The sequence below is a fragment of the Nitrospiraceae bacterium genome, from assembly GCA_019637075.1.
In the GTDB taxonomy this organism is placed as follows: Bacteria; Nitrospirota; Nitrospiria; order Nitrospirales; family Nitrospiraceae; genus JAHBWI01.
The window spans coordinates 624,182-648,214 of record JAHBWI010000003.1; the positions used below are offsets into that span (position 1 = coordinate 624,182).

Annotated in this window: 28 protein-coding genes, 1 tRNA gene and 1 pseudogene; 16 read left to right on the plus strand and 14 right to left on the minus strand. The window is 56.2% G+C overall.

Annotated elements, in window-relative coordinates; genetic code table 11:
• Window positions 1-208 precede the first annotated feature (208 nt).
• The 5 genes from KF814_10935 to KF814_10955 form a co-directional block, all read right to left on the minus strand.
• The gene (locus KF814_10935; GenBank protein MBX3236660.1) at window positions 209-859 is read right to left on the minus strand and encodes a hypothetical protein; all 651 of its coding nucleotides are present in this window, start codon (window positions 857-859) and stop codon (window positions 209-211) included.
• A gap of 627 nt (window positions 860-1,486) precedes the next feature.
• Window positions 1,487-2,284, minus strand: coding sequence for a hypothetical protein (locus tag KF814_10940; protein ID MBX3236661.1), 798 nt, complete (start codon window positions 2,282-2,284; stop codon window positions 1,487-1,489).
• Window positions 2,285-2,567: 283 nt separating this feature from the next.
• On the minus strand, window positions 2,568-3,509 hold the full coding sequence (locus KF814_10945; protein ID MBX3236662.1) for a chlorite dismutase family protein: 942 nt from the start codon (window positions 3,507-3,509) through the stop codon (window positions 2,568-2,570).
• Window positions 3,510-3,804: 295 nt separating this feature from the next.
• On the minus strand, window positions 3,805-4,524 hold the full coding sequence (locus tag KF814_10950) for a hypothetical protein (protein MBX3236663.1): 720 nt from the start codon (window positions 4,522-4,524) through the stop codon (window positions 3,805-3,807).
• A gap of 215 nt (window positions 4,525-4,739) precedes the next feature.
• A complete protein-coding gene (locus KF814_10955; protein ID MBX3236664.1) occupies window positions 4,740-4,904 on the minus strand; it encodes a helix-turn-helix domain-containing protein in 165 nt (54 codons plus the stop codon).
• A gap of 140 nt (window positions 4,905-5,044) precedes the next feature.
• Here KF814_10955 and KF814_10960 point away from each other — a divergent pair, with 140 nt between their 5' ends.
• The 4 genes and pseudogenes from KF814_10960 to KF814_10975 all read left to right on the plus strand — a co-directional run bounded on the left by KF814_10960 (window position 5,045) and on the right by KF814_10975 (window position 7,565).
• Entirely contained in the window at window positions 5,045-5,455 is a 411-nt protein-coding gene (locus KF814_10960; GenBank protein ID MBX3236665.1) for a helix-turn-helix domain-containing protein, read from the plus strand.
• Window positions 5,452-6,021 (plus strand): ImmA/IrrE family metallo-endopeptidase, encoded by a 570-nt coding sequence (locus KF814_10965; GenBank protein MBX3236666.1) that lies wholly within the window; start codon window positions 5,452-5,454, stop codon window positions 6,019-6,021. The genes KF814_10960 and KF814_10965 overlap by 4 nt, the downstream gene beginning before the upstream one ends.
• Window positions 5,919-6,494, plus strand: a pseudogene (locus KF814_10970) (recombinase family protein). The gene KF814_10965 and the pseudogene KF814_10970 overlap by 103 nt, the downstream one beginning before the upstream one ends.
• A 402-nt stretch (window positions 6,495-6,896) precedes the next feature.
• On the plus strand, window positions 6,897-7,565 hold the full coding sequence (locus KF814_10975) for a hypothetical protein (protein ID MBX3236667.1): 669 nt from the start codon (window positions 6,897-6,899) through the stop codon (window positions 7,563-7,565).
• Here the strand turns inward: KF814_10975 and KF814_10980 are convergent.
• The 9 genes from KF814_10980 to KF814_11020 form a co-directional block, all read right to left on the minus strand.
• Window positions 7,524-7,599 (minus strand) — tRNA-Asn (locus KF814_10980). The genes KF814_10975 and KF814_10980 overlap by 42 nt on opposite strands.
• Before the next feature lie 64 nt (window positions 7,600-7,663).
• Complete coding sequence (locus KF814_10985) at window positions 7,664-7,933, minus strand: hypothetical protein (protein ID MBX3236668.1); 270 nt, start codon at window positions 7,931-7,933, stop codon at window positions 7,664-7,666.
• A gap of 85 nt (window positions 7,934-8,018) precedes the next feature.
• The gene (locus tag KF814_10990) at window positions 8,019-8,297 is read right to left on the minus strand and encodes a pyruvate ferredoxin oxidoreductase (GenBank protein MBX3236669.1); all 279 of its coding nucleotides are present in this window, start codon (window positions 8,295-8,297) and stop codon (window positions 8,019-8,021) included.
• Between the two features lie 25 nt (window positions 8,298-8,322).
• Window positions 8,323-9,030, minus strand: a complete 708-nt coding sequence (locus KF814_10995) for a 2-oxoacid:acceptor oxidoreductase family protein (GenBank protein MBX3236670.1) — start codon at window positions 9,028-9,030, stop codon at window positions 8,323-8,325.
• Window positions 9,031-9,047: 17 nt separating this feature from the next.
• Window positions 9,048-9,950 carry a ferredoxin oxidoreductase gene (locus tag KF814_11000; GenBank protein ID MBX3236671.1) on the minus strand — a complete coding sequence of 301 codons (903 nt, stop codon included), beginning with the start codon at window positions 9,948-9,950 and terminating at the stop codon, window positions 9,048-9,050.
• Between the two features lie 57 nt (window positions 9,951-10,007).
• A complete protein-coding gene (locus tag KF814_11005; protein MBX3236672.1) occupies window positions 10,008-11,219 on the minus strand; it encodes a ferredoxin oxidoreductase in 1,212 nt (403 codons plus the stop codon).
• A gap of 44 nt (window positions 11,220-11,263) precedes the next feature.
• Window positions 11,264-11,893, minus strand: a complete 630-nt coding sequence (locus tag KF814_11010; GenBank protein ID MBX3236673.1) for a carbon monoxide dehydrogenase — start codon at window positions 11,891-11,893, stop codon at window positions 11,264-11,266.
• Window positions 11,894-12,200: 307 nt separating this feature from the next.
• The gene (locus KF814_11015; protein MBX3236674.1) at window positions 12,201-12,488 is read right to left on the minus strand and encodes a hypothetical protein; all 288 of its coding nucleotides are present in this window, start codon (window positions 12,486-12,488) and stop codon (window positions 12,201-12,203) included.
• Window positions 12,485-12,922 carry a DUF2203 domain-containing protein gene (locus tag KF814_11020; protein MBX3236675.1) on the minus strand — a complete coding sequence of 146 codons (438 nt, stop codon included), beginning with the start codon at window positions 12,920-12,922 and terminating at the stop codon, window positions 12,485-12,487. The genes KF814_11015 and KF814_11020 overlap by 4 nt, the downstream gene beginning before the upstream one ends.
• A 541-nt stretch (window positions 12,923-13,463) precedes the next feature.
• On the opposite strand from KF814_11020, the gene rho reads away from it, so the two are divergent.
• From rho to hisF, 12 genes are all read left to right on the plus strand, one after another.
• Window positions 13,464-14,711, plus strand: a complete 1,248-nt coding sequence (gene rho, locus KF814_11025) for a transcription termination factor Rho (protein MBX3236676.1) — start codon at window positions 13,464-13,466, stop codon at window positions 14,709-14,711.
• A 97-nt stretch (window positions 14,712-14,808) separates the two neighbouring features.
• Window positions 14,809-15,015, plus strand: coding sequence for a 50S ribosomal protein L31 (gene rpmE, locus KF814_11030; protein MBX3236677.1), 207 nt, complete (start codon window positions 14,809-14,811; stop codon window positions 15,013-15,015).
• A 99-nt stretch (window positions 15,016-15,114) separates the two neighbouring features.
• Entirely contained in the window at window positions 15,115-16,194 is a 1,080-nt protein-coding gene (gene prfA / locus KF814_11035) for a peptide chain release factor 1 (GenBank protein MBX3236678.1), read from the plus strand.
• The gene (gene prmC / locus KF814_11040; GenBank protein ID MBX3236679.1) at window positions 16,194-17,090 is read left to right on the plus strand and encodes a peptide chain release factor N(5)-glutamine methyltransferase; all 897 of its coding nucleotides are present in this window, start codon (window positions 16,194-16,196) and stop codon (window positions 17,088-17,090) included. The genes prfA and prmC overlap by 1 nt, the downstream gene beginning before the upstream one ends.
• Window positions 17,091-17,154: 64 nt before the next feature.
• Window positions 17,155-18,411 carry a UDP-N-acetylglucosamine 1-carboxyvinyltransferase gene (gene murA / locus KF814_11045; GenBank protein ID MBX3236680.1) on the plus strand — a complete coding sequence of 419 codons (1,257 nt, stop codon included), beginning with the start codon at window positions 17,155-17,157 and terminating at the stop codon, window positions 18,409-18,411.
• Between the two features lie 41 nt (window positions 18,412-18,452).
• Window positions 18,453-19,112: an ATP phosphoribosyltransferase gene (locus KF814_11050; GenBank protein ID MBX3236681.1), complete on the plus strand. Its 660-nt coding sequence runs from the start codon at window positions 18,453-18,455 to the stop codon at window positions 19,110-19,112.
• A gap of 20 nt (window positions 19,113-19,132) precedes the next feature.
• Entirely contained in the window at window positions 19,133-20,416 is a 1,284-nt protein-coding gene (gene hisD, locus KF814_11055; GenBank protein MBX3236682.1) for a histidinol dehydrogenase, read from the plus strand.
• On the plus strand, window positions 20,413-21,021 hold the full coding sequence (gene hisB, locus KF814_11060; protein ID MBX3236683.1) for an imidazoleglycerol-phosphate dehydratase HisB: 609 nt from the start codon (window positions 20,413-20,415) through the stop codon (window positions 21,019-21,021). The genes hisD and hisB overlap by 4 nt, the downstream gene beginning before the upstream one ends.
• 33 nt (window positions 21,022-21,054) lie before the next feature.
• Window positions 21,055-21,678: an imidazole glycerol phosphate synthase subunit HisH gene (gene hisH, locus KF814_11065; protein MBX3236684.1), complete on the plus strand. Its 624-nt coding sequence runs from the start codon at window positions 21,055-21,057 to the stop codon at window positions 21,676-21,678.
• Window positions 21,675-22,394, plus strand: coding sequence for a hypothetical protein (locus tag KF814_11070; protein ID MBX3236685.1), 720 nt, complete (start codon window positions 21,675-21,677; stop codon window positions 22,392-22,394). The genes hisH and KF814_11070 overlap by 4 nt, the downstream gene beginning before the upstream one ends.
• 31 nt (window positions 22,395-22,425) lie before the next feature.
• Window positions 22,426-23,166 carry a 1-(5-phosphoribosyl)-5-[(5-phosphoribosylamino)methylideneamino]imidazole-4-carboxamide isomerase gene (hisA, locus tag KF814_11075; GenBank protein ID MBX3236686.1) on the plus strand — a complete coding sequence of 247 codons (741 nt, stop codon included), beginning with the start codon at window positions 22,426-22,428 and terminating at the stop codon, window positions 23,164-23,166.
• Window positions 23,167-23,241: 75 nt separating this feature from the next.
• Window positions 23,242-24,000 carry an imidazole glycerol phosphate synthase subunit HisF gene (hisF, locus tag KF814_11080; protein MBX3236687.1) on the plus strand — a complete coding sequence of 253 codons (759 nt, stop codon included), beginning with the start codon at window positions 23,242-23,244 and terminating at the stop codon, window positions 23,998-24,000.
• Window positions 24,001-24,033 lie beyond the last annotated feature (33 nt).

Consider the following 24,033-nt stretch of genomic DNA (forward strand, 5'->3'; position numbering starts at 1 on the left):
CAGCTCATTTCACTTGAATCTACGGCTCGCTCTGGATAGCAGATAAGTTTCCCTTAAGGTTTGCTCAGGCGGACTTGCCCAAAGATTTGCACGAAACGCGAACTTTGGCTCTAGTAGGGCAATGGGGGCTGAGATGCAGCTGTGCACAGGACGAGCAGGATTCCCACTCCCTTTGCTTAAATAGGTAACCTTTGTCCAGTTTCCAGTTTTACGGGTACGCTGCGAAATAAGCAGGTAAGTCGTTATGAAAGACATCTCGGAAGAGGGGGATCGCGTGGAGGAGGCGCAACACATCTTCCCATAAGATTATCTCCAGGTTGTTTCGAGCGATTGCCCCCCAAATCTCATCATTCCAATGACCACCGGAGATGAGGACATAAAGGTCCGCATTTTTACCAAAACCGCGCAGATATTTCACCGCTTGCTCGTATCGATCTAGGCTGTTGGTGCGGCTTCGCTCCGTCTTGTTTTCAATCAGGATAACGCGATTTCGTTCGGGAAGCGAAATAGCCAAGTCGACTTCGAGAGTTTGAAAGTCGAGGGGCCACTCTGAAATGTTGAATAATTTGAGGGCGACTGCTTCAAGTAGCCTTGCCTCCACAAGAATAGATGAGAGGCTCATGCCATGATAATCCAAACTACCTGTCTCAGGATATTGAAATCTTGGTTCTAAGGGAATGTGGCGCCGCAGGGCGATCTTAGGTGGAGTGGGCTGCGACGCGAGGTGAAGAAGCAATATGCTGAACAGAGCGGTCCACCAGTGCTCAGAGTGTTGCCCTTCCCGTAACATACTCCGCTTATCCGTGACCAAGGGATCACGGCCTGCGAACAGCCATGTAGCGTCTGGATGTTCAATCATTTGTCATGCTCTCCATAGTGCATCACCGGGGTTGGATCCGAAACTGGCTGTTTCCGAATGAAAGCTCGGCGCTTACAAGCGTTCACGCCAACGCAAGACCGTTTTGGACCTCAATGCCCGGGCACTTACTTATTTCGAGCATTTTGATCGTTTCCCTATCGATTGAGCCTCATATATGCGACCACTTCTTCACACCAATGTCGAATATCGAGAGCGACGAGTGGATAAAAAAAATAGAGAACGTGAGCCGGCTTAAACCGCCTGGGATTCGCTTCTTCCTTTGTCTCCAAACTTAGTTGACCGAATTGCCACACCAACGAGCGAGATTGAGGCGGTTTGGTCTATAAATTGTCTACCTCTTTGTCTATACCGAATCATGGAACGCAAGGCATATGAATTGCTGTAACGCGGGTATGAGTCAAAGACTTGATATTTTGCTCCTCCGTGAAGCTGTAGAGTATCTTATCGCGTGGGGATCGAGTGCTGCTGAACAAACAGACAATCAGAAGAGACTGTTGCAACGAGCGTCCTTGGCGCTCAAAGCGGTATCAGCTATCGATGTTCCCAACGAAGAATCAAAAGAACCGACCTCCTAACGGAGGGAACGCTTCTCAACCAGATAGTTAGTCATGGTATTACTACGTGCCAGTCTTTGAGAATATCTCTTACTGAGCTGAGCACTTTATTACTTACTCTCGAGAGATGGTGAACAATTAGTATATGCTCTTTCTCGCATCGGTGAATACGATTACCATCCGCTGGTGCCCATTTAAAATCGGGGGGTGGGAACAGGGACTGCTTGAAATGTTGTTGATATGAGAGCCCGAAACAAATTGTGGCTTGTGGCTGATGAGTTCTCCACAATTCCCTCAGTTTTTCAAGCCGCGGGCCACAGATCTGTATTTTGTTCCTTTCCCACTCCTCTTGATGAAGGCCAAAAAGCTGTGTGTAATGCGGAAACCAACCTCGTAATTTTGGCCTTCCAATGGGATAGAGGTTAGCTTGGCAAACGGAGCTACCCTTCTCCCAAAGCATATTGACTTCATAATATTCCCAAGGTTCATCGGGGTTATGGTCACGACATTCTTCGAATCGCCGACTCAGCTCAGAAACGATCCTTGATATCCGTCGTGGCCCTTGCCAGCGGCTATTTTTCCATCTATTTTTTATTTCAGGCGTTGTCTCTAGAAATGCCTTACCCTCATATCGGGCTTGATAGATTTTGATGTGGCTTTGGGACAAGGTTAATGTAGCCTCAGGCGTCAAGCCTGCCGACGTCAAGCCTTTGTCCCTAAGCAGTTCGGCATTTGGCCAAGCACCACCTTCCTCTATTCCAATGAACCAAATTCCTGGAGTCTCCTGGGAGCCGGGATCTCCCCATCCAAAAAACTCATTTACTATGCTGAAATACTCCGTCGTATTCATGCCGTGTGATACTTAACTTCTGTTTCACCATATGCCTTCGACACAATTCCAGCATTCTACGCTGGCGTTGTCAACGTGTCCTCCCAGTGGTTCGCGCTTGTGTTAGTATTCTCCTTACCTTCCCCAAGCTCTATGCCGCCGTGCTACTCTGACCATATATATCAAGTGAAGCGGGGGCTGCGCCCCCGAGCCCCCAGGCCGTCCGGCCCTTTCGGCCCGGATCGGCCTTGCATCCTCGGCACAGCTGTGATGGGTAAAAAAACGAGGGACTGAAAGAGGTTGACTAGCGACTAAGGATGTCCAAGATCTCGTCAAAAGGGCGGATGGTTCCAAGCAATAAGGGATCGCCAAACACCTGATTGTGCTGATTCTCTTTCACCTTCAGCAATCCTGTCACCAGATTATTGAAATCATCAAGCTTCGAGGTTTCAAAATAGGTGATGAAGTCCCAATCATCGAGGCCGCTAGAGTGATACAGCTTGCGCTTGACCGTCTTCAAGTAGGCCACAGTCGCGTCGGTGTGCTCTTTCATCATGTCTGATCGCACACCCTGCCCGCTGTTCCACCATTTAGCATCCTTGCGAATAGGGACGACTATGACATAGGTGCTCGCCTGCGGCGGCGGCGTCTTCAGTTCGGTCTTCAGCTCATCAGGGAAAGTAGGCACGTAGTTCAGCGTTTTCGTGATTCCGTTGAATGTATCCACACTTTTCAGCTGCTTTCCAAGCTGACTACTCATCAGGTCTAACAGAAAATTTTGGTTGTGGATCATCTCTTTCGAGTGCACTCGGAAGAGGATATCCGCACGTTCAGATAACCCGCGCAGGAGATGCACATCGACTGTTACACGATCGGCATATCGTTCCACTATCTTCTTAATCTCTGCGCACGCCGCCGCTCGCGCCGGCGAGTCCATTTGCCACCACTGTTCCGAAGCCTTGTACACCGCAAAGGTCGCATAGATGCCCGGTTCCTTTAAGAGCTTGTCGCGGTCAGCTTCTGCCTGTGCCTGACCCAGCGTCCCACACACGAACAATGAGCAAACGATCAGCAAGTAGAGATAGCGCATTGACATCCCCTTTCCTGTTGCCTCATGCACTGCATAACCAACGCCATCATAAGGGGAAAATGCCTCTCCAGCAAGCAAGAAGACAGTATCGGGCGCTGAAATGAACTGTGGCGGCCAACCTGGCGCATCGCCGTCGGTATACCGGGAGAAACACAACTAAAACCCCCCTCTCGACCATAGACATGGACGACAGGGGACTGGTAAACGAGGAAGACTTATCGTGAACGACGAGTGGTAATTCCGGCACACGACTGGCAGAGTAAGACCTCGCGCGCAATACCTTCACCTTGGTAGCAGATCCGCGCCCACATCCGATCGGCCTGACAGAACTCGCATAACAGATCTTGGCTGTGTTCAGCGCACAACCAGCCCCTCCGGGCTCGATCATAGACAAGACCAGGCCGTCCGCAACACGACGCTCCGTTAGCCTTCCTGATGCAGGGATGATCTCTCATGGCTTATCGAAAATTAGGCCTTTACCGAGAATCAATTGCACAATGAACCCATCCAACCAGATGGCTTGCCCAGCGAGCAGATCTTCCCAGGTCTTTAAAAGTACCAACCGAGGAATTTCGAGTTCGCCACGGATGCGACGAAATGCGTTACGAGTGGCCCAGTGTTTGCGCATGTCTTCCCAGACGGCGCTCATCGGAAACCCGAGCGAGCGTTTCCAGGACCAGCACATATTGACGTACCCCGACTGATCCTGGACATACTGGCTGATGACATAGCGGCTCAGTCGATTGCGGGAGCGATGGCCCGCCTTATAGGCCTTGATCCACACCACAGGAGCCCCATGGAGCCCTTTCCATTGCGTGGAGAGCCATTCCTGCGAGATCCAGAACCGACGGGGGCGCTCACCATCTGGTACGCGCCAGGCCCAGAAAATATGCAAGACGCCGTGCCCCTCTTCCGTGCGCACTTGGTAGTACTCCAATCCTCGATACCCAAGCTGGCGCTCAATCCGTTGCCGCAGTTGCTTGTGATGATAGGTTAACTTGTCCGCTTGTCCTCCTTCCGCCGTGGACAAAGTCACCCACAGCACTTGAAACTGATGAGCTTCCCAAAACCATAGGAGTGAACGGACCCGCTGATAGCCTCGCTTTTGTTTGCGCGACCATTCTGGTTTCGATGAGGGGACAGGCGATTCGGTTACGTTTTGTTCATCCATGGTGATCCTGTAGAGGAGTAGCCTGTGGGGACATCGGCAGGCCGGCATCCTTGGGTCCGATGCTCACTATTAAGGCCTCCGATATTTCGGCGGATCGTCGGGCACCCTGGAGCAAAAGGGCGCGAAGGGTCTGACACCGCTCCTCGCGTAAAGCTAAATCCAGAGGGATGAACTGCATGTCGATAATCATAAAATGCCCATTGGGCAACGTTTGACTAAAATAATTTCTCTGTCATGCTGCCCACGCGAACCTCAAAGAGGTCATTCACGGTGCACCCGAAGTACCGCGACAGTCGCAAAGCCAGAGCCAAGGTGGGAAGATTTTTCCCTTGCTCGATTTTCGTGATGTACGAACGACTCACGCCCATTCTGCGTGCCAACGCCGCCCTGTTGATTCCACGAGCGCCCTTGCGTGCTCGCCATGTCTTGATGTGGTTGCTGACCAGTGTATTCTCCATGCGAGGAAGGTATACGCATGTTGCCCAAAGGTCAATGATGCCCCGCAAGTATATGTTGACAAATGGGCAACATTTGCGTTACGTACGACACCATGACAAAGCGTGATCTACATCGAGAAGCGCCCCAGGTCCCCCAGGGCTTCCGTGACCTCATTAAAAGGCAAATGGACAGAGTCAACCTGAGCCTCAGAACCGTCGCCAGCGAGGTAGGGGTGTCCCCAGCCTACCTGTCCCGGTTGTTATCAGGAGAACGTGGCTTGCCTCCTGATGATGCCCTTATTCTGAGGCTGGCAGATGCGCTTCAAATCGCTCCGCCGGAACGGTTGTTAGTCGAAGCCAAGCGCGTTCCGGATATGCTCTTACCAGCGTTATTGAGCGCACATGAGGCCGTTTCAGACGCCGATCTGAAGGAAGCGATGAAACAACTCCAGGCGGTCATCCACAATATGAAACGCAAGAGGGGGCGCGCATGAGGAGACTCGGTGAGAGCGTATTGTCTTTCATCCACTGGCTAAGGAAGCCTCAGCGGTTTATTCACAAACTCCAAGCGCTCACTGCTAACCAAACCTTGCCACGGTTGAATCAACTCGACGAACTCGCCCTGTATTATGGGATTGAGGTCGCCGAGATGCCTCTCAACTCAGGTGTAGAGGGCATGGCCACCTACGTGGACGGCCAACCGGTCATTCTGCTCCGATCAGACTTAACCCCGTTTAACCGGCAATTCGTCTTAGCTCACGAAATGGCCCATATCCAGCTTCATTTGACAGCCGCCACAGGCCGAGAAGTTTTCATGTCGTATGTCCCCGGGGGAGACGTAGATGTCGAAGCGGACACCTATGCCATTTTGTGCATGATGGAATCACTCCCACCAGAACGAGTGGTGACCGATGGAATCAAGTACGTGATAACGAATCGGAACATGACCCGCCGTGCATGGCGCGTAATCCTATATTTTTCCGGGTATCGCCTGAGAATTATGCTGGCTCAATTGATCGAACGGACACTGTTGTCTCCTATGGTGAAAGGAGCCATCTAATGCCGGCTAGTTCCAGTCCAACAATCTGTGGCCTCTACACCAGAGTCTCCACCCGGAATCAAGTTGATACGGAATACAGTTCACTGGAAACTCAGCGAGAGAAGCTCGAAGCCTACTGTAAGAGTCAGGACCAGTACGTCATTTATCGAGTGTATGAAGATGCAGGTTTTTCGGCTGACACCATGAACCGACCGGCCCTAAAGGAACTCTTGCACGACATCCGAACGGGCCGGATTTCTTGTGTTCTGGCGTACAAAATTGACCGTTTGACCAGATGCGTGAAGGACTTCCACGTCCTCATGGATTTGTTCGACCGGCATGGCGCCAAATTTGTGTCCATTACTCAGAGCCTGGATACGCACCATCCCATGGGACGATTACTCCGAAATATTCTGCTCGACTTCGCCCAATTTGAGCGAGAGATGACCGCCGATCGAACTCGAGACAAAATGCAACAAAGAGCGACCAAGGGTCTGTGGAATGGCGGGAATGTTCCGTTCGGCTACTGCAACGAAGACAAGCGGCTACTTAAACATCCCGAGGAAGCGCGGTGTGTCCAATTCATGTTTCAGTACTTCGCTCAAGATCCGTCACTGACTCGACTCCGTACCGAGCTCCAACGCCGAGGGTGGAGGAATAGAACCGGCAAGCCTTGGGGCAAGATGTCATTGGATTATATTTTGCGAAATCCGGTGTATTGCGGGCAAATTCAGTTCAATGAGCAACTCTATACGGGCGAACACGAAGCATTAATCGAAGAGGCCCTGTACCACAAGGTTCAATCCCTCACACGCGAGCATACGCGAGCGGAAACCAAGATCCAGCGCACCTTCCTTCTCAAGGGGTTGCTTAAATGTAGTGTCTGCCGGTCTGTCATGACTCCGCACTACACTCAGAAACGCCGCAAGGATAACTCGATCAATCGGATCGCCTATTACCGCTGCACCAAGACCATGCACCACAACAATGCAGTCTGTACCGTCAAAAATCTCAATGCGAATGATATCGAGCGTCAGGTGATCGAGTACCTCGCAAGCCTAAACGAGCAGGCTGCATGGGTGAAGACGACGGTCGAGGACTTGAATCGAGTTCAAAAGGAAAAGGTGCGTCCCCTGGAGCGAGAAGCCATTCGGTTAAGGGCAGGCATCGACAAGCTAGAACGGGAAATTGATCGTTTAGTCCGAGGCGTGGGGCAGGGGACGGTATCGGTTCAGCGACTCGAGCAGGAGATGCTTCGTCAGCAAAAGGAACAGCAGGGGTTGGAGGCTCAATATCAGGCCATACAGCGACAGATCCAAGAAGAGGCTACCAGAGAATATGATGCGGAAATCGTCTTGCGGAATCTTCAGGACTTTCAGAAGGTCTTTGCGGCTTTGCTACCCAAGGAACAGGTAGAGGTCCTCCGATGCCTCATCAGAGATATATTTGTCTATCCCGACAAGTTGGTCTTTAATATCTTTGAGTTGGCTGAGGTGGGAACGAGTTCGCAGCAGCGCCAAGGTTGGCTCCCCGGGCAGGACTCGAACCTGCGACCAGCCGGTTAACAGCCGGCTGCTCTACCAACTGAGCTACCGGGGAACGAATGTGCAGATCGGAAGAGTCGTCATTCTAACAAAACTGAGAGCAGAAGGGGGAGTCTTTTTTATACATCGAAATCTTCGGTTTCGTCCTCGCCCGAGCTGGCATCGGTGTTCCCCTCGGCGAGTGCGGCGAAGTGTTTGGCCCATGTCAGGTAGAGGTTTCCGCTGTCGCGCATCGTGTCCGCCGCTTTGATCAACTTCTGCGCCAGATCTGGATCTTTCCCCCCCGCATGAATCGCCGCTGCGCGACGTTCGATTGCCCGTGGGTATTCCTGCAGCAGGCCGGCGATGTCTCGCAGGAGTTCGTCGAGCACGTTGTCTTCTTGTTCCATTGTATGTCCCTTCATCTGCCCAACAAAAAACCCCATAGCGCAGGCGCCATGGGGTTTCTTGCATCGGTCCCCGCTAGGCGGGTGACTAACCTTGGTATGCCTGTCCCAATCCGGCCGATTCTCCCTTGCGGCTCATGAGCTCTCCGGTCGCACTCACTGCCTGCATGACGATGGCCTGATGCTTAGCGGCGTTGCAGACGACCACGCAGAGCTCACAGCCCTTACAGCGATCGATGTTTACTTCCGCTACCATCTTTGCGCTGTTGAGATCCAAGCAATTCGCCTCCGGGCAATACATGATGCAGAGGCGGCACCCCTTCTTGGCGGTGCACTTTTCATCGATGACTTGCGCAACGTTATACATGCGGCTCTATTCCTTTTCTGCCCGCTTAGGCTGCGACTGCCGGATTGCCGACTCTCAATTCCACCTTGTTCTTTTCCGCCCATTCACTCGCGATTTCATAGGCCCGCTTGACGGTGGCGAGGTTCTTTTGGAGCAGCATCTCCTTCTTGGCGAACTTCTTCTTGATCGCCTCGTCGAGGGACGCCGTACCACCGGATGCAACGAACTTCTTGCCGAATCGTTCTTGAAGCGCGCCGTCCAATGCTTCCATGGACACGCATTTCGTGATGCCGGCAACAGATCCGATCATCGTCATGTTGGTAGACAATTCCGTTCCGGCGATCTCGATCGCGAGTTCGGTTCCGGCAATGTAGAACACCGCTACGTTCAAGTCCTTGAGACGCTGGATGTCCTCTTCCGAGAGCAATTGCTGCGCGGAATTGATAATGACTACGCCGCCTTCTTTGACGCCCGAGTAGAAGGGCATCGTATAGCTCTTGCCCATCGTAATGACCTGAGGGTGAAATACTTGGATGACGTCGGGGAAGACCAATTCGCCGCGGTCATAAATGCGTTCGATCCCAATACGGCAATAGCTTTCGGCCGGGGCCATCCGCTTTTCCGCTCCGAAGAAGGGATTGGAGATCGAGAACTTCCCGTCGCGGTTTGCGGCCATAGCCATTACGTGGGCGGCCGTCACGGCTCCCTGCCCCCCGAGCCCGGACATACGAATATTCAGTCTCTTCTTAATCATGAACGACCTCCAACTCCTTAGGCTTTGCCGGCCAGCTGCTTGGCAGCGGCTTTCCGTTCCTTGTCCTTCGCCGCCAATTCGGCCAAGAACTGCTTGGCCGGCTCGCTCACGAATTCCTTGTACGCAAAACGTTCGGTCGGCTTTTCCGAATCACGCATCTCCTGCAGGCCTTCCATGCTGTTCTTCCCGATTTCGAGAATGCAGGGGGTGTACAGCTGGAGATAGGTCGGGCCGATTTCTCGGGCGATCAACACGGCGTTGCGAATGACTTTTTCCACCAGCGACGGCTTGCTGACGGTGCAGTTGACGACATAGTGGCATCCGGACTCACGGGCGATTTCAGGCAGGCGCACCTTGTCGAATAGCTTACCGACCGGCGCCATCTTCGCCACGAATCCCTTCTGCATCAGACCACTCTCTTGGCCGCCGGTGTTGGCGTACAGCTCGTTGTCGAAGCAGATGGTGGTGAACTTTTCCTGACGGAACCAGGCTTGGAGCGTCATGTCCAACCCGATGTCGACGGTAGCGCCGTCGCCGGCAAGCACCACGACGTCCTTCACGCGGTCCGGAAAGCGAACCGAGAGGGCGCGCTTCAGGCCCGATGCGATAGCGTTCTGGTTGCCGAAGAGAGAATGGATATTGTGGACGGCAACCATTGGAAACACCAAGCTGGTGCAACCCGTGGAACCAACCATCACCGTATCTTCAGGATTCGGGAGGGAAGCCAGAATGTAGCGGAAGGCCATGGATTCGGGGCAGCCGGCACACAGCGAATGCTGCTCGATCAACTCCTTCGAGCTTCCGATGTCCTTCCAGCCCCGGTCTTCCTTGCCATAGGTGGCATGCTGAACCAGGTCCTGATAGTCCGACGGCATGATGTCATATAGGTCAGGCGAAATCTTGATTCGCTCTTTGCTCATGTATGCCTCCTCAAGGCGCGTCTATTGCCCAGATAATTCTCGTCAGTTACTGTGAACTCAGCTGCCGCGTCCGGCCAGGGACTCCGAGCGCATACCGAGAGTCGTCTTGATTTCCGATACGATGATTTCCGGCGGCATGGTCATCCCGCCGCACACGTGCGGGCCGGCGTGGACTCGCTCGCTGTTTGGAATCGTAGCCTTGATTTCCTTCGCCAACCAGCCAGTGACGTTGAACTCCGGCACGAAGATGTGCTTGGCGTTCTTGGTCGCTTCGCGGATCTCCTCTCCCGGCCAGGGACGGAGGGTCTTCACCTTGATCAGGCCGCAACGCACACCTTCGTCTTCCAGAATGCGGATCGCTTCGCGGCCCTGAGAGACGGCGGTGCCGGACGCCACGATTATAATGTCGGCATCGGTATTCTCAGTATCGATCAATCCGTTCAACCAGTGAATCGAGTGCTTCCGAGACCGTTCCACGGCCGCCCACACTTCCTGTTGCCAGCTGGCATGCGTGGCGTAGCTGATGTAGTTGCTCTTCATGACGAACGGATCCCGCATCATACGAACCGGCGGGCACTCCATGTCCATGCAGGGCACTGGCGACCGGTAGGGGTCATAAGGAGGCAGGCACATGTCGGTCGGCGTGAGGTTCACCACGTCCTTCGTGTGCGTCACGAAGAATCCGTCGCAACAGAGTGCGAGGGGGAGGTGAACATCCGGCTCTTCAGATACCATGTAGCCCTTGAGGATCCAGTCAAAGAAATCCTGCGCCGTCTCTGCGTGCCACACCAACATGCCGGTGTTCAGCAAGTAGGCGATTTCCAGGGTGTCCGGCTGAATGGACAGCGGAGAATTGATGCCGCGGCAGGTCACGATCATCTGGATCGGCAACCGCGCGCCTGCCCACATGGGGAAGTTTTCCATCGCTCGCATAGTTCCGGGGCCGGCGGTCGTCGTGAAGACCCGCGCGCCGCCGAACGCTGCGCCAGCGCACTGTGACATGACGGCGAACTCGCTCTCACCACGGAAATAGTCACCGATATACCCTTCGGCAAACAATTCTCCGATCAGCGCCGCCGCTTCGCTCTGCGGGGTGATCGGGTAGGCGATCATGACGTCACAGCTCGCTCGCCGGATGGCTTCCTTGATGACTTCGCTTCCCGTATAGAAGGACGGGGTACGAGGCGCTTCGTGGAGCATCTTCCAGGGATCGGTGAACGTTTGGCCCTTTTTATTTTGTTTCCCAATATGGGACGGTGATTCAGCCATGGACTCAGCCTCCTTTCAATCGTGTTATCGGCGCCTATTCCCTGTCAGTTCGACGCGCCGCTATTGGCAAGCCGCGGTTTAACCGTGCCCTTCAGCTTCCGGATCCAGTCGGCCAGCTTCATAATTTTTTCCACTGAAGCATCCCGGAACGAGAGCATGGCGTCTTCGTGCCCTGCCTGCGCGCACATCGCAACCGTATAGCAGGACGTTCCGCCGCGAATAATCTTCAGTGAGAGGTTTGCCTGGTGACAATGCACCCCGATGAACATGCAGCAATCGATCTTATTATGCCAGATCGTGAGGTTGGGGTGATTCGGGTTGATTTCGACTTCGGGATTGATCTTCGGGTACTTGGGGCGGTAGTCCGGCATGGGGATCAGCATGGGTTTCTGGCCGGGCTGCACACATTCTTTGAGGGTTTCGTAGAGTTTTCGGACCGCGGCAGCCTTTTTCGCGGCCTTTTCGTTCCAGGCCCATAGGACAAGCGGTCCGGGGAAGATCGTGGGGACTTGAGCCATCAAGAACTGCTTGGCCGCCTCTTCGTAGGCTTTTTCCTCCGGAACGATCACTCCATTAATATGGGCTTCACCGGGGTTGGGAAGATAAATCCCCATGGTGGCAGCAGCGGGCGGCAAGAAGTGCTCTGGACCTGGTAATACGCGATACTGAGTCATTCCAACATGCTCACTTTTTTGGGGTGGTTGCGTGTGAAAACAGAAGGCCCTCGATTAGCGTAAGGTCACGGTACTTTATGCTTTCTCAACGGCCCCTGCAAGACAGCAGAAGGCCCACCGCGGGGAAATTTAGGGCTAGCAGGTGGGAAGCCGGTTAGGCCTTTTGAACTAGAAGAAATCCGGCCTTCCTAAAAGCTCCTAACCCCGCATTATAGGTGGCAATCTTTTTTCTTGTCAATGAGCGGGACGCGCAGAAATCGGCGGCACAATCCATTGGGAATGGCCGGCCTCACTATCATTGGCGGACTTACGGCTGCGCGGGAGAATTGGGCAAGACTTGCTCGAAGGGATGCACTTCAACTCGGGCAAAAACTCCATGCACGCTGTATGGGTCTCCATCCGCAAATGCCCGGGCCTCCTCGAGAGATGCCGCCTCAATCACGATTAGACTCCCGGTCTTGTCCGTGAGGGGGCCAGCCAGGATCACGCGCCCCTGTTTATTGAGGGGCTCAAGGCGAGCAAGATGGGCGGAGCGGTGGATCTTTCTCTTTGCTTGGCCCTCTGGCCCGTCGAATCCCAGGATGACGAATTTCACGCCGTGCCTCCAGATCTGCCCTCTGCAATGATGCCGTCAACCGGGTGCCGATCTTTGTAGCCGCAGGATACCTCGTGCCACCAGCGCACTTCGTCTTCGCCAACCTTCCAGCAGAGGTATACGATTCGCCCCTCATACATAAAGGGAAAATCACACAGCCCCATATCAATATCCTTAACCACAACGCCTAACTCGTGAATGGCCTGAAGGCTGGCGCTGATTTCGTGGAGAGCTCTAATGTAGAGGGCCCCGACAGCGCTTCCTCCACCCAAATCCGCACGGGCGCTGGCTTTGGCTATTTCTGCCTTAGTATCGGCGATGATTCGTTTTGCCCGCCGAATTCCGGCAAACCGGTTACTTAACTGCGGAACTAGCTCATTCGCCTCATTCAGCGTGAAGAGGCGTTCGGGGACATCGTCGTCTGATTTGGCCATAATTCCAGGTGTGTTTGCGGGAAGGTCTGTACACAAGGATGTTTAGCATAACCCCTAGTCACCTGCAACCGGTGCACGATGGCCATCCATGTGTGAATTTAAGGAAACGGAAAGAAAATGTTCGGCCGGTGCGTCTAAGTAGGCAGGGTCAATTGCGTTGTTGCGTCGGTGTGGCGACAAGGAGTGGTTTGGTCTGTCTATTGACAATGAGAACTCAGGCAGCTATTATTCACGTAACTTCTCGGTTCGATAGAAAGGTTTCTCATCTCCAGTACATCAGCTTCCGGGACCCATCTCGAACCTAATTGATCCCGAGTATCCTGTAGCATCAGCCAAAAAGAATCACCGGGTTGTTTCGTTCCTTCAGTATCCAAACAATAGCGCCTACATCGACGTATCCTGCCATAGGCAATCAGCAGGCTGACACCAAATACAACGCCGTCAACAGTTGAATGATCACTAGACCGTTTTTTGTGACGTGGGGAGCTATCGGGTTGAGCACCCGATAGGGAAAGGTATGGCACAGGTCAAGGGAGAGGTTATGTATCTTGCGGAACTCAAGCAGAAGACGATCGCCGACTTGAACGAGGTGGCGCGCGATCTCAAGATCGAGGGAGCGGCCAATCTGCGCAAGCAGGAGCTGATTTTTGCAATCCTCCAGGCGCAGACGGAAAAGAATGGCGTAGTCTTCGGGGAAGGGGTTCTGGAGACACTGCCGGACGGTTTCGGGTTCCTCCGTGCGCCGGACTCGAACTATTTGCCGGGCCCGGATGACATCTATATTTCCCCTTCGCAGATCCGCCGATTTAATCTTCGTACCGGCGATATCGTGTCCGGTCAGATTCGTCCGCCGAAAGAGAGTGAGCGGTATTTCGCGCTCCTCAAGGTCGAAAAGGTTAACTACGAAGACCCCGAAGTCGCTCGGGACAAAATTCTTTTCGACAACCTGACCCCTCTTTATCCGGAGGAACGCCTCAATCTCGAATTCGACCGGGAGGAATACTGCACCCGCGTGATGGACCTGACGACTCCGATCGGCAAGGGCCAACGCGGACTGATCGTCGCGGCGCCGAGAACCGGTAAGACCATGTTGCTGCACGCGATCGCTCGTGCCATCCTTAAGAACCACAAGGAAGTCACGCTCATCGTCCTCCTCATCGACGAACGCCCGGAAGAAGTGACGGACTGGCAACGGCAAGTCAAGGCCGAGGTCATCAGCTCCACCTTCGATGAACCGGCCCAGCGGCATGCGCAGGTCGCCGAAATGGTTCTGGAAAAGGCCAAGCGTCTGGTGGAGCACAAGAAGGACGTCGTCATTCTGCTCGACAGCATCACCCGTCTTGCGCGGGCGTACAACACGATCGCGCCGCCGAGCGGTAAGGTGTTGTCCGGCGGTTTGGACTCCAATGCGCTGCAGCGACCAAAGCGCTTCTTCGGCGCCGCCCGCAACATCGAAAACGGCGGGAGCTTAACGATCATGGCGACGGCCCTCATTGATACGGGCAGCCGCATGGACGATGTGATTTTTGAAGAGTTCAAGGGCACCGGCAATATGGAAGTCCACTTGGACCGTCGTCTGGCGGACAAGCGTATCTTCCCGGCGATCGATATCAGCCAGTCCGGTACCCGCAAGGAAGAGTTGTTGGTCGATCGCGACCGCTTGAACAAAATGTGGATTCTGCGCAAGGTCTTGAGCCCGTTGGGGACCATGGAAGCCATGGAGTTCCTGATGGACAAAATCGGTGGGACCAAGAACAATCAGGAATTTTTGCAGTCCATGAATCGGTAAACTTCGCTTGCCACTGCAGGGCTCTCCAGTGTAGAGTCTTGCACGCTGGCGGGCAGGAGCCGGCATCGAACCGCAAACGGGGCTGCAAGGAGCGAGCATGCAAAAGGGAATTCATCCGGTTTATCGCGAAGCGACCGTCCATTGTGCCTGTGGCAATACGTTTAAGACCCGCTCCACGGCTGGGAACATCAATGTCGACATCTGCGCAGGATGCCATCCGTTCTTCACGGGGACGCAGAAAATCGTCGACACCGAAGGTCGGGTCGAACGCTTCAAGAAGAAGTACGCCAAGAAAGACAAGTAGGCCTCAGTCGGCACCATATGAGAGACCCTGCTTCCTTTTGGGGCAGGGTCTCTCGTTTTTTGGGCGCTTGTTAGGGTGCGGGTGACAAGGATTTTGGGTATGGAAGACGCGTTGGTCAAGAAATGGGAAGCAATGGCGGCACGGTTCCAAGAAGTGACCGATCAGCTGATGGATCCCGCCGTCATCAGCCAGCCGCCGCTGCTGGTCAAGCTTAACAAAGAGCGGAATGAGCTTGAGCCAGCCGCCCTGCATTTCGGAACCTACAGGGAGCTCGGCAAGCAGCTGGAAGAGGCCTCTCAAATGATGCAGGATTCCGCTGTCTCGCCAGACATGAAGGAGATGTTTGCCGAGGAAAGCGAGAATCTGAAGCGACAGTTGCTCGACTTGGAGGTCGTGGCTAAGGAACTGCTGACTCCCAAGGACCCGCGGGACGAAAAAAATATGTTTCTCGAAATTCGCGCCGGGACGGGTGGGGACGAAGCTGCGTTGTTCGCGGGCGATCTGTTCCGAATGTATCTCAAGTATGCGGAACAAAACCGGCTTCGACTCGAAGTCGTGGATGCTTCCGAAACGGGCATCGGCGGCTACAAGGAAGTGATCGCACTGATCGAGGGCAAGGGCGCCTACGGGCGTTTCCGCTTCGAGAGCGGCGTGCACCGCGTGCAACGGGTCCCGGCGACCGAAGCGAGCGGCCGGATCCATACCTCGACCGTGACGGTTGCCGTGATGCCCGAAGTCGACGAAGTCGACGTCCACATTGATCCGAAGGATCTGCGGATCGATACCTTTTGTTCTTCCGGTGCCGGCGGGCAGAGCGTGAACACCACTTACTCGGCGGTTCGCATCACCCACATCCCGACCGGAGTCGTCGTGAGTTGTCAGGACGAACGGTCGCAGCTCAAGAATCGTACGAAAGCCATGCGGACCTTGCGGGCCCGTATCGTCGATGCCGAACGGGAAAAGCAGGAGGCCGAAATTGCCCAGAGCCGCAAGGCCCAGGTCGGGACCGGTGAGCGGAGCGAGAAGATCCGCACGTACAACTTTCCTCAAAACCGCGTCACGGACCATCGGATCGGACTGACGGTGCACAAGCTCGATCAGGTGTTGGCCGGAGATCTCGACGAAATCGTGCAGGCGCTCCGCGCGCATCACGAGCATCTCGCTACCGCGGGGGCATAATGGCCGTGTTGGAGCCATCCGGTCTGGGACTTCAGCCGACGATCGCAACCCTACTCGTCGAAGCGGAGAAGATGCTGGCTGACGCCGGCATCGACCATCCGCAGCTCGAAACTGCCTGGATCATCGAACATGTGACCGGACGAAGCCCGCTGAGGATTCGTGTCGAACCGAACCACAGTGTGTCCGCCGAAGACGCCGATTCCGTGCGGGGACTGATTGCGCGCCGGGTCCGGCGTGAGCCGCTTCAATACTTGTTGGGGACTCAGGAGTTTCTGGGCCTTGAGTATCGGGTAACGCCGGCGGTGCTGATCCCACGTCCGGAAAGCGTGCTGCTGGTGGAAGAGGCCGTTGCACGAGTGGCGAAAGGGGCATCGCCGTCGGTGGTTGATGTGGGAACCGGTTCCGGCTGTCTGGCGGTGGCTCTAGCCAAGGCGATTCCCGGTGCCGCGATCACGGCAATTGATCTTTCGGTGGAAGCCATGGCCGTTGCGCGGGAGAACATGTCTCGGCACGGGGTGGGAGAGCGAATCGAATGTCTGGTGGGAGATTTGCTGAGCCCCCTGCGCAGGTCCGGCACTCTCAGAAGGGTTGATCTTATCGTGTCGAACCCTCCGTACATTGCGGAGTCGGATTGGGGAGGGTTACAGCCCGAGGTGAGGGACTTCGAGCCGCGCCTCGCGCTTCACGGCGGGCCGGACGGATTGAATGTCTACCGCCGTCTGATGGAGCAGGCGCCGCAGCATTTGAATCCCGGAGGGTTCATGCTGCTGGAAGTAGGATGCGGACAGGCGCCAGGCCTCTGTCGGTTGGCCGACGAGCAGGGTTTCTTTCGGGTCGACAGCATCAGGCCCGACGAGGCAGGGATCGACCGCGTGGTCTGTCTCGCGAGAATCTAAACATACAGGTTGTGCCGCGGTCGTATCAAGGACGCCGCGAAGATCGTCGTCGGAAGGGTGGGGCGTGGATCAGATCGTCATCCAAGGCGGGATTGCCCTTCGGGGGGAGGTCCGGACGAGCGGAGCAAAAAATTCCGCGTTGCCCATTCTCGCGTCAACCATCCTTGGCGGCGGCGAATGCATCTTGACCAACGTGCCGCGTGTAGTCGACGTGCTGACGATGGGCAAATTGCTCGGCATGTTGGGACTTGCCGTCGTCCATGAAGGAAACCGCACGGTCATTCAAGCCGACCACATTGCCTCCACAGAGGCACCGTATGATCTCGTCCGAACGATGCGCGCCTCAGTGCTCGTGCTTGGGCCCTTGGTGGCGCGCTGGGGTGAGGCAACGGTGTCCCTTCCCGGTGGCTGCGCCATCGGCTCGCGGCCGGTCAATTTTCATCTGGCCGGTCTGGAGAAACTGGGCGCAAAGGTCGAGATCCAGCACGGCTATATCAAAGCCAGCGCCAGCAAGCTGCGAGGCGCCCGAATTTATTTCGATACGCCAAGCGTCACCGGAACCGAAAATTTGATGATGGCGGCCGTGTTGGCTCAAGGTACGACGGTGCTTGAAAATGCGGCCAAAGAGCCGGAAATCACGGACCTGGCCGAATTCCTGACTAAACGTGGCGCGCGCATCTCGGGAGCCGGAAGCGATATGATCACCATCGAAGGGGTGACCGAGCTTCACGGCGCCGACCACGAGGTCATTCCCGATCGAATTGAAGCCGGCACGTATCTCGTGGCCGGGGCGATCACCGGCGGTGACGTAGTGGTCGAGGCCTGCCGTCCTGCTCATATGGAAGCGCTGTTGATGAAGTTGCGGGAAAGCGGGGTCGACCTCGTGGAAGAAAAAACTCGAATCCGTCTTCGGACGCCGGCGCGACTCAAGGGGACGAACGTTCGGACCTGCCCGCATCCCGGCTTCCCGACCGACATGCAGGCACAGTTCGTCGCGCTGATGGCAGTGGCGGAAGGCACCAGCGTCATCACCGAGACCGTATTCGAAAGTCGGTTCATGCATGTGGAAGAATTGCGCCGCATGGGCGCCGATATTCGGGTCGAGGGTAATCGTGTGATCGTGACGGGGAAAGAACGTTTGACCGGGGCTCCGGTGATGGCTTCGGACCTGCGGGCCAGCGCGGGATTGATCCTAGCCGGCTTGGCGGCGGAGGGGACCACCGAGGTGTCACGGGTCTATCATTTGGATCGGGGCTACGAGCGGTTGGAGGAAAAGCTGCAGGCACTCGGCGCCCGCGTAGAGCGAAGAAAGGGGAAGTGAGCGTGAAGGGACGGAAGCCCGAGCCACCATCATCGGAAGGGATTACGATTGCGCTGTCGAAGGGCAAGTTGTTGGACCCCGTCCTGCAGCTGTTCGAGGCGGCTGGGTATCGGAGCCCAGGGCTCTCGACAGAGAGCCGGAAGCTGGTGTTTGCCTGTCCAGACAAGAACGCGACTCTACTGATCGTGCGACCGACGGATGTTCCGACCTACGTCGAGCACGGTGCCGCGGACGTGGGGGTTGTGGGCAAGGACGTGCTGTTGGAGCAGGAGAGCGACGTCTACGAGCCGTTGGATTTGCATGTCGGAGCGTGTAGAATCGCCGTCGCCGCCCTCCAGGGCACGGCTTCGCGGGACGGCTGGTCGTCCAAAATCCGTGTCGCGACGAAGTACCCGAAGATTACCGAACGGTACTTCAACCAGCGGGGCGTGCCGGTCGAAATCGTCAAATTGTACGGCTCGATCGAACTGGCGCCTATCGTGGGATTGGCCGATCGTATCGTGGACCTGGTCGAGACCGGGAGCACCCTGCGGGCCCATAACCTGGCGGAAGTCGAGGTCATCACGCACTCGACGGCCCGATTGATCGTCAATCGAGCCAGCCTGAAATTGAAGCACGGGCCGCTGACGGAGTTGATCGAACGTTTACGGGTTTCCGTCGCCGCAGCCAACAATGGGCGTCGCGCAGCACACCGTTCATAGAGGATTACGTGGGAACTGAGTTGCCGATCATCTCGAACAGCGACCGAGGATTTGCCACGGCGCTCCGTAAGATCGTGAACCGGTCGAGGTCCCAGAGCGCCACGGTCGAAAAGAGCGTCCGCACCATTTTGCAGGCCGTGGAACGCGGAGGCGATCGGGCGGTGCTCCGCTACACCAAGAAGTTCGATCGTCTCACGCTGAAGCCCGAGCAGATGCGGGTGACAGCGGATGAGATCAAAGATGCCTACTACCATATCCGAAAGGATGAGGGCGATGCGTTGCGGTATGCGGCGGAGCGCATCATCCAATTTCATGAGCGCCAGCGCAGCAAGACGTGGATGTACCAGGAACAGTCCGCCACCTTGGGGCAGGTCATTACGCCCATGGATGCGGTCGGGGTCTATGTGCCGGGTGGAAAGGCCGTCTATCCGTCCTCCGTGCTGATGTGCGCCATTCCCGCGAAGGTGGCGGGAGTACGGCGCGTCGTGATGTGCACCCCGACGCCGCAAGGCAGCATTAATCCCTATCTGCTTGTGGCCGCCGACATCGCGGGCGTCGATGAGATTTATCGGGTCGGTGGAGTGCAGGCGGTGGGAGCTATGGCATTTGGGACCAAGACCGTCGCCAAGGTGGACAAGATCGTCGGGCCGGGAAATATTTTCGTGGCTACGGCCAAGCGTCTGCTCTACGGAACGGTCGGCATCGATATGGTGGCTGGGCCAAGCGAACTTCTCGTCGTCGCCGATGGCGCGGCTGATCCTGCGCATGTGGCGGCCGATCTCCTCTGCGAGGCCGAGCATGACGAAGATGCGCAGGTGTATCTCGTAACCACCTCGATGACGCTCGCCAAGGAAGCCGTGAAATTAATCGGCGCCCAGTTGAAAGGGCTACAGCGGGAAAAGATTGCATCCAAGTCGATCGCCAGACATTTCGTGGCTCTGGTGGTTACCACCATGGATGAGGCTATCGAGGTGGCGAATGCGGTGGCGCCGGAACACCTGACCTTGTCCGTGGATCGGCCGTTTGACTATCTCGAACAGATCCGTCATGCCGGTGCCTTGTTTCTTGGACGGTACACGCCGCCGGCCGTCGCCGATTACGTGGCGGGACCCAACCACGTGTTGCCGACGGGAGCGACGGCGCGATTCTTTTCGCCCCTCTCGGTCAACGACTACGTGAAGGTGAGCAATATCGTGCATTACACGAAGGACGAATTGAGGAAGGCCAAGGATCACATCGTCCGGCTGGCGCACATCGAGGGATTTGATGCGCACGCCAAGTCGGCCCAAAGCAGGTTTTCATGAAGAAGAACGGTTCCGCTTCCCGACAAGCCGCTGTTCACCGTGCGACCAAAGAAACCGACATCCGCGTCGAGTGGAAACTCGACGGCAATGGGCGTGGCAAGGTCGACACCGGCATCCGTTTCATGGACCACATGTTGGAGTTATTGGCCAAGCACGGGTTCTTTGATTTGACCGTGCAGGCCAAAGGGGATCTCGATATTGACGAACACCACACGGTTGAGGATGTCGGGATCGTGATGGGGAAGGCATTGCATCAGGCCTTGGGGGAAAAAGGGGGCATCAAGCGATTCGGTTTCGCTTCGGCGCCGCTCGACGAGACTTTGGCCCAAATCACGGTCGACCTCAGCGGCCGTCCGTTTCTCGTCTATAACGTAGCGTTGCCGGACCGGAAGATCAAAGCCTTCGACCTCGGACTCTTCGAGGATTTTTTTCAGGCCTTTGTGACCCATGGGGGACTGAATTTGCATGTCAATCTGCTCTACGGCCGAAATCCGCACCACATCATGGAAGCCATCTTCAAGGGCTTGGCCAAGGCGTTGGACCAGGCCACGACGGTGGAGGATCGCTTGGCCGGGCATGTCTTGTCGACCAAAGGTCAGCTCTAATCCCCACCTCGTATTTGTCGTCCAGGACCGATCATGATCGCCATCATCGATTACGGCATGGGGAACCTGCGCAGTGTGCACAACGCCTTCGTCGCGGCGGGATGCCGTGCCGTGGTGACGCGCGATCCTCGGGTGATCGCCGATGCGGCGAAGGTGGTGTTGCCGGGTGTCGGCGCCTTCGGCGACTGTATGGCGAATCTGGAACAGTATGATCTCATTGATCCTATCCGCCGGGCCGTGGCGTCGGGTAAACCGTTCTTAGGTATCTGTCTTGGGCTGCAAGTCCTCTTCACTGAAAGCGAGGAGTTCGGCTTGCATAAGGGGCTCGATATCATCCCGGGTCGTGTAAAGCGATTTGAGTTCAAAACCGGACAACCAGCCGGCTTGAAAATTCCGCACATGGGATGGAACAGCATCGAGATCGTGAAACCGGCGCCGTTGTTCGCAGGCGTGCCCTCGGGTAGTCATTGTTATTTTGTGCATTCCTACTATGTGGAGCCGACCGACCAAACCGTGGTTGCGAGCACGACCGATTACGGTGGGCGATTTGCCTCCGCCGTGTCGAGGGAAAATCTCGTTGCTTGCCAATTTCACCCGGAAAAGAGTCAGTCGGTGGGCCTGCAGTTGATTAAGAATTTCGGAGGCTGGGCGGCATGACTCCTCTATTGCGGATAGGGGTGCTTGGGCTGGCGCTGACACTTGTCACCGGCTGCAGCGGAGCCAAGGTCACGTCGAAAGCCGCACCGCAGCTTCCCCAATATCGGGTTCACAAGGTCGTGCTGATCCCGTTTGACACGCTCTCGACGCCGCAGGTGTTGGATCTCAACGGTCCGGCCTTTCCGGTCCCATCCGGCGCCAGGCGTTCGGAGATGTCGGTGGGGGTGCCTGCGACGACCGACCGATTCGACCGACCGACTCATCTGGTACCTCCGGATGCCGGCGAGAAAATCACAGACCTCATGTGGGCGAAACTCAAATCGAAACCTGGTTTGGAGATCCTGTCGCCCTCGGAGGCCAGCCGTGCTGCCAGGGATCTCGCCATCAACGAGACCGGTCGTGTCGCAGCTGCCCATAAGATCGCCCAGCGGCTATCCGCTGATGGTGCCTTGGTCGGCAAGGTGTTGGTCTTTCAGGAGCGAGTGGGAAGCCGGCTGGGAGCAAATCCTCCCGCCGCTGTGGGATTCGAAGTACGTTTGGTGGCGTCCGACGGGGCGGTGCTTTGGGAAGGCAATTATTACGAGAAGCAGCGGCCCATGACCGAGGATTTCGTCGGGTTCATCCAACGTCACGGCGTGTTTGTCACGGCGGATGAGTTGGCGGCCTATGGAGCCGCCGAGTTGGCCGAGGAGTTTCCGTACGGGACCGCTCAGTGAGTTGTTGAATCGGGTTTGAGGGAGGAGGGCGATGGTAATCATCCCTGCGATTGATTTGAAGGATGGCCGGTGCGTACGGTTGCGGCAAGGCGATATGGCCGCCGAAACCGTGTACTCGTCGGACGTACCTTCGGTGGCTCGTGGGTGGCAGCGTCAGGGTGCGACGATCATCCACGTGGTGGACCTGAACGGCGCGGTCGACGGGGAACCGCGCAACCTTCCGCAGATCCAAGAGGTTTTGGCGACGGTTAGCGTGAAGGTGCAAGTGGGCGGCGGGATCAGGTCCATCGACACGGTGCGACGGTATTTGACGGCAGGGGTGTCCCGGGTGGTGCTGGGTACCGCGGCCCTAACGGACCGCAAATTCCTCGAGCTGGCCTGCGATGAATTCCCGCGTCGGATCCTTCTCGGGTTGGACGCCAAGGATGGTCTCGTTGCCGTGAAGGGATGGACGAGTGTCTCACAAACCAAAGCCGTGGATCTGTTGAAGGATCTGGCTGGCTATGCTTTGGGAGCGGTGATCTACACGGACATTGCGCGAGACGGGATGCTGGGCGGCCCAAACCTGACGGCGCTGCGCGAAGTGGCAGAGTTGTCGTCGGTTCCCGTCATCGCTTCGGGCGGAATCTCCCGCGTCGAGGATCTCACGGCGGTCCGGGCATTGGGGCCGCGCATCGAAGGGGCCATCGTCGGCAAGGCGCTATACGACGGCAAGCTGGATTACCGGGCTGCGGTGGCAGCTCTCGGTGCGACGCCCGGCGTGAGGCATTGAAAATATGGAGCGAGCGAGAACTGGCTCCAACGCCGGTCGTGTTACCGCTGAGGGTTCACGATTCACGAGATTGTCATGCTAACCAAACGCATCATCCCCTGTTTGGATGTCAAAGACGGACGGGTGGTCAAAGGAGTGAGCTTCGTCGATCTTCGCGATGCCGGTGACCCAGTCGAGGTCGCGACCATCTATGACCGGGAAGGCGCCGACGAGCTCTGTTTTCTGGACATTACTGCTTCCCACGAGAATCGCAAGACGATCATCGACGTTGTAGAACAGACGGCGGCGCGGGTCTTCATGCCCTTGACGGTGGGCGGCGGAGTGCGGACGTTGGATGATATTCGTGCCTTGCTCAACGCAGGAGCCGACAAGGTGAGCATCAATACGGCGGCTGTTCAGCGGCCGGAATTCGTCCGGGAAGCGGCGCAGCGCTTCGGGACCCAGTGTATCGTGGTGGCCATCGATGCCAAGCGAGTTCCAGAGCCGGGGCGATGGGAAGTGTTCACGCACGGCGGAAGGAAGCCGACCGGTCTGGAGGTCATTGAGTGGGCCCGCAAGATGGAGGCATTCGGCGCAGGTGAAATATTGCTGACCAGCATGGATCAAGATGGACGACAAAGCGGCTATGACTTGGAATTGACCGCCGCGGTGTCCGAGGCCGTGGGGATCCCGGTCATTGCATCTGGCGGGGTTGGAACGCTCGATCATCTCTATGACGGCTTTACCAAAGGCCGGGCCGATGCGGTGCTGGCGGCGTCCATATTTCACTACCGCACGCATACGATCCAAGAAGCCAAAACGTATTTGCGAGATCGAGGAGTCGCGGTTCGCTAAGGCGGACAGACGAAAGCATGGCCATGATGAATG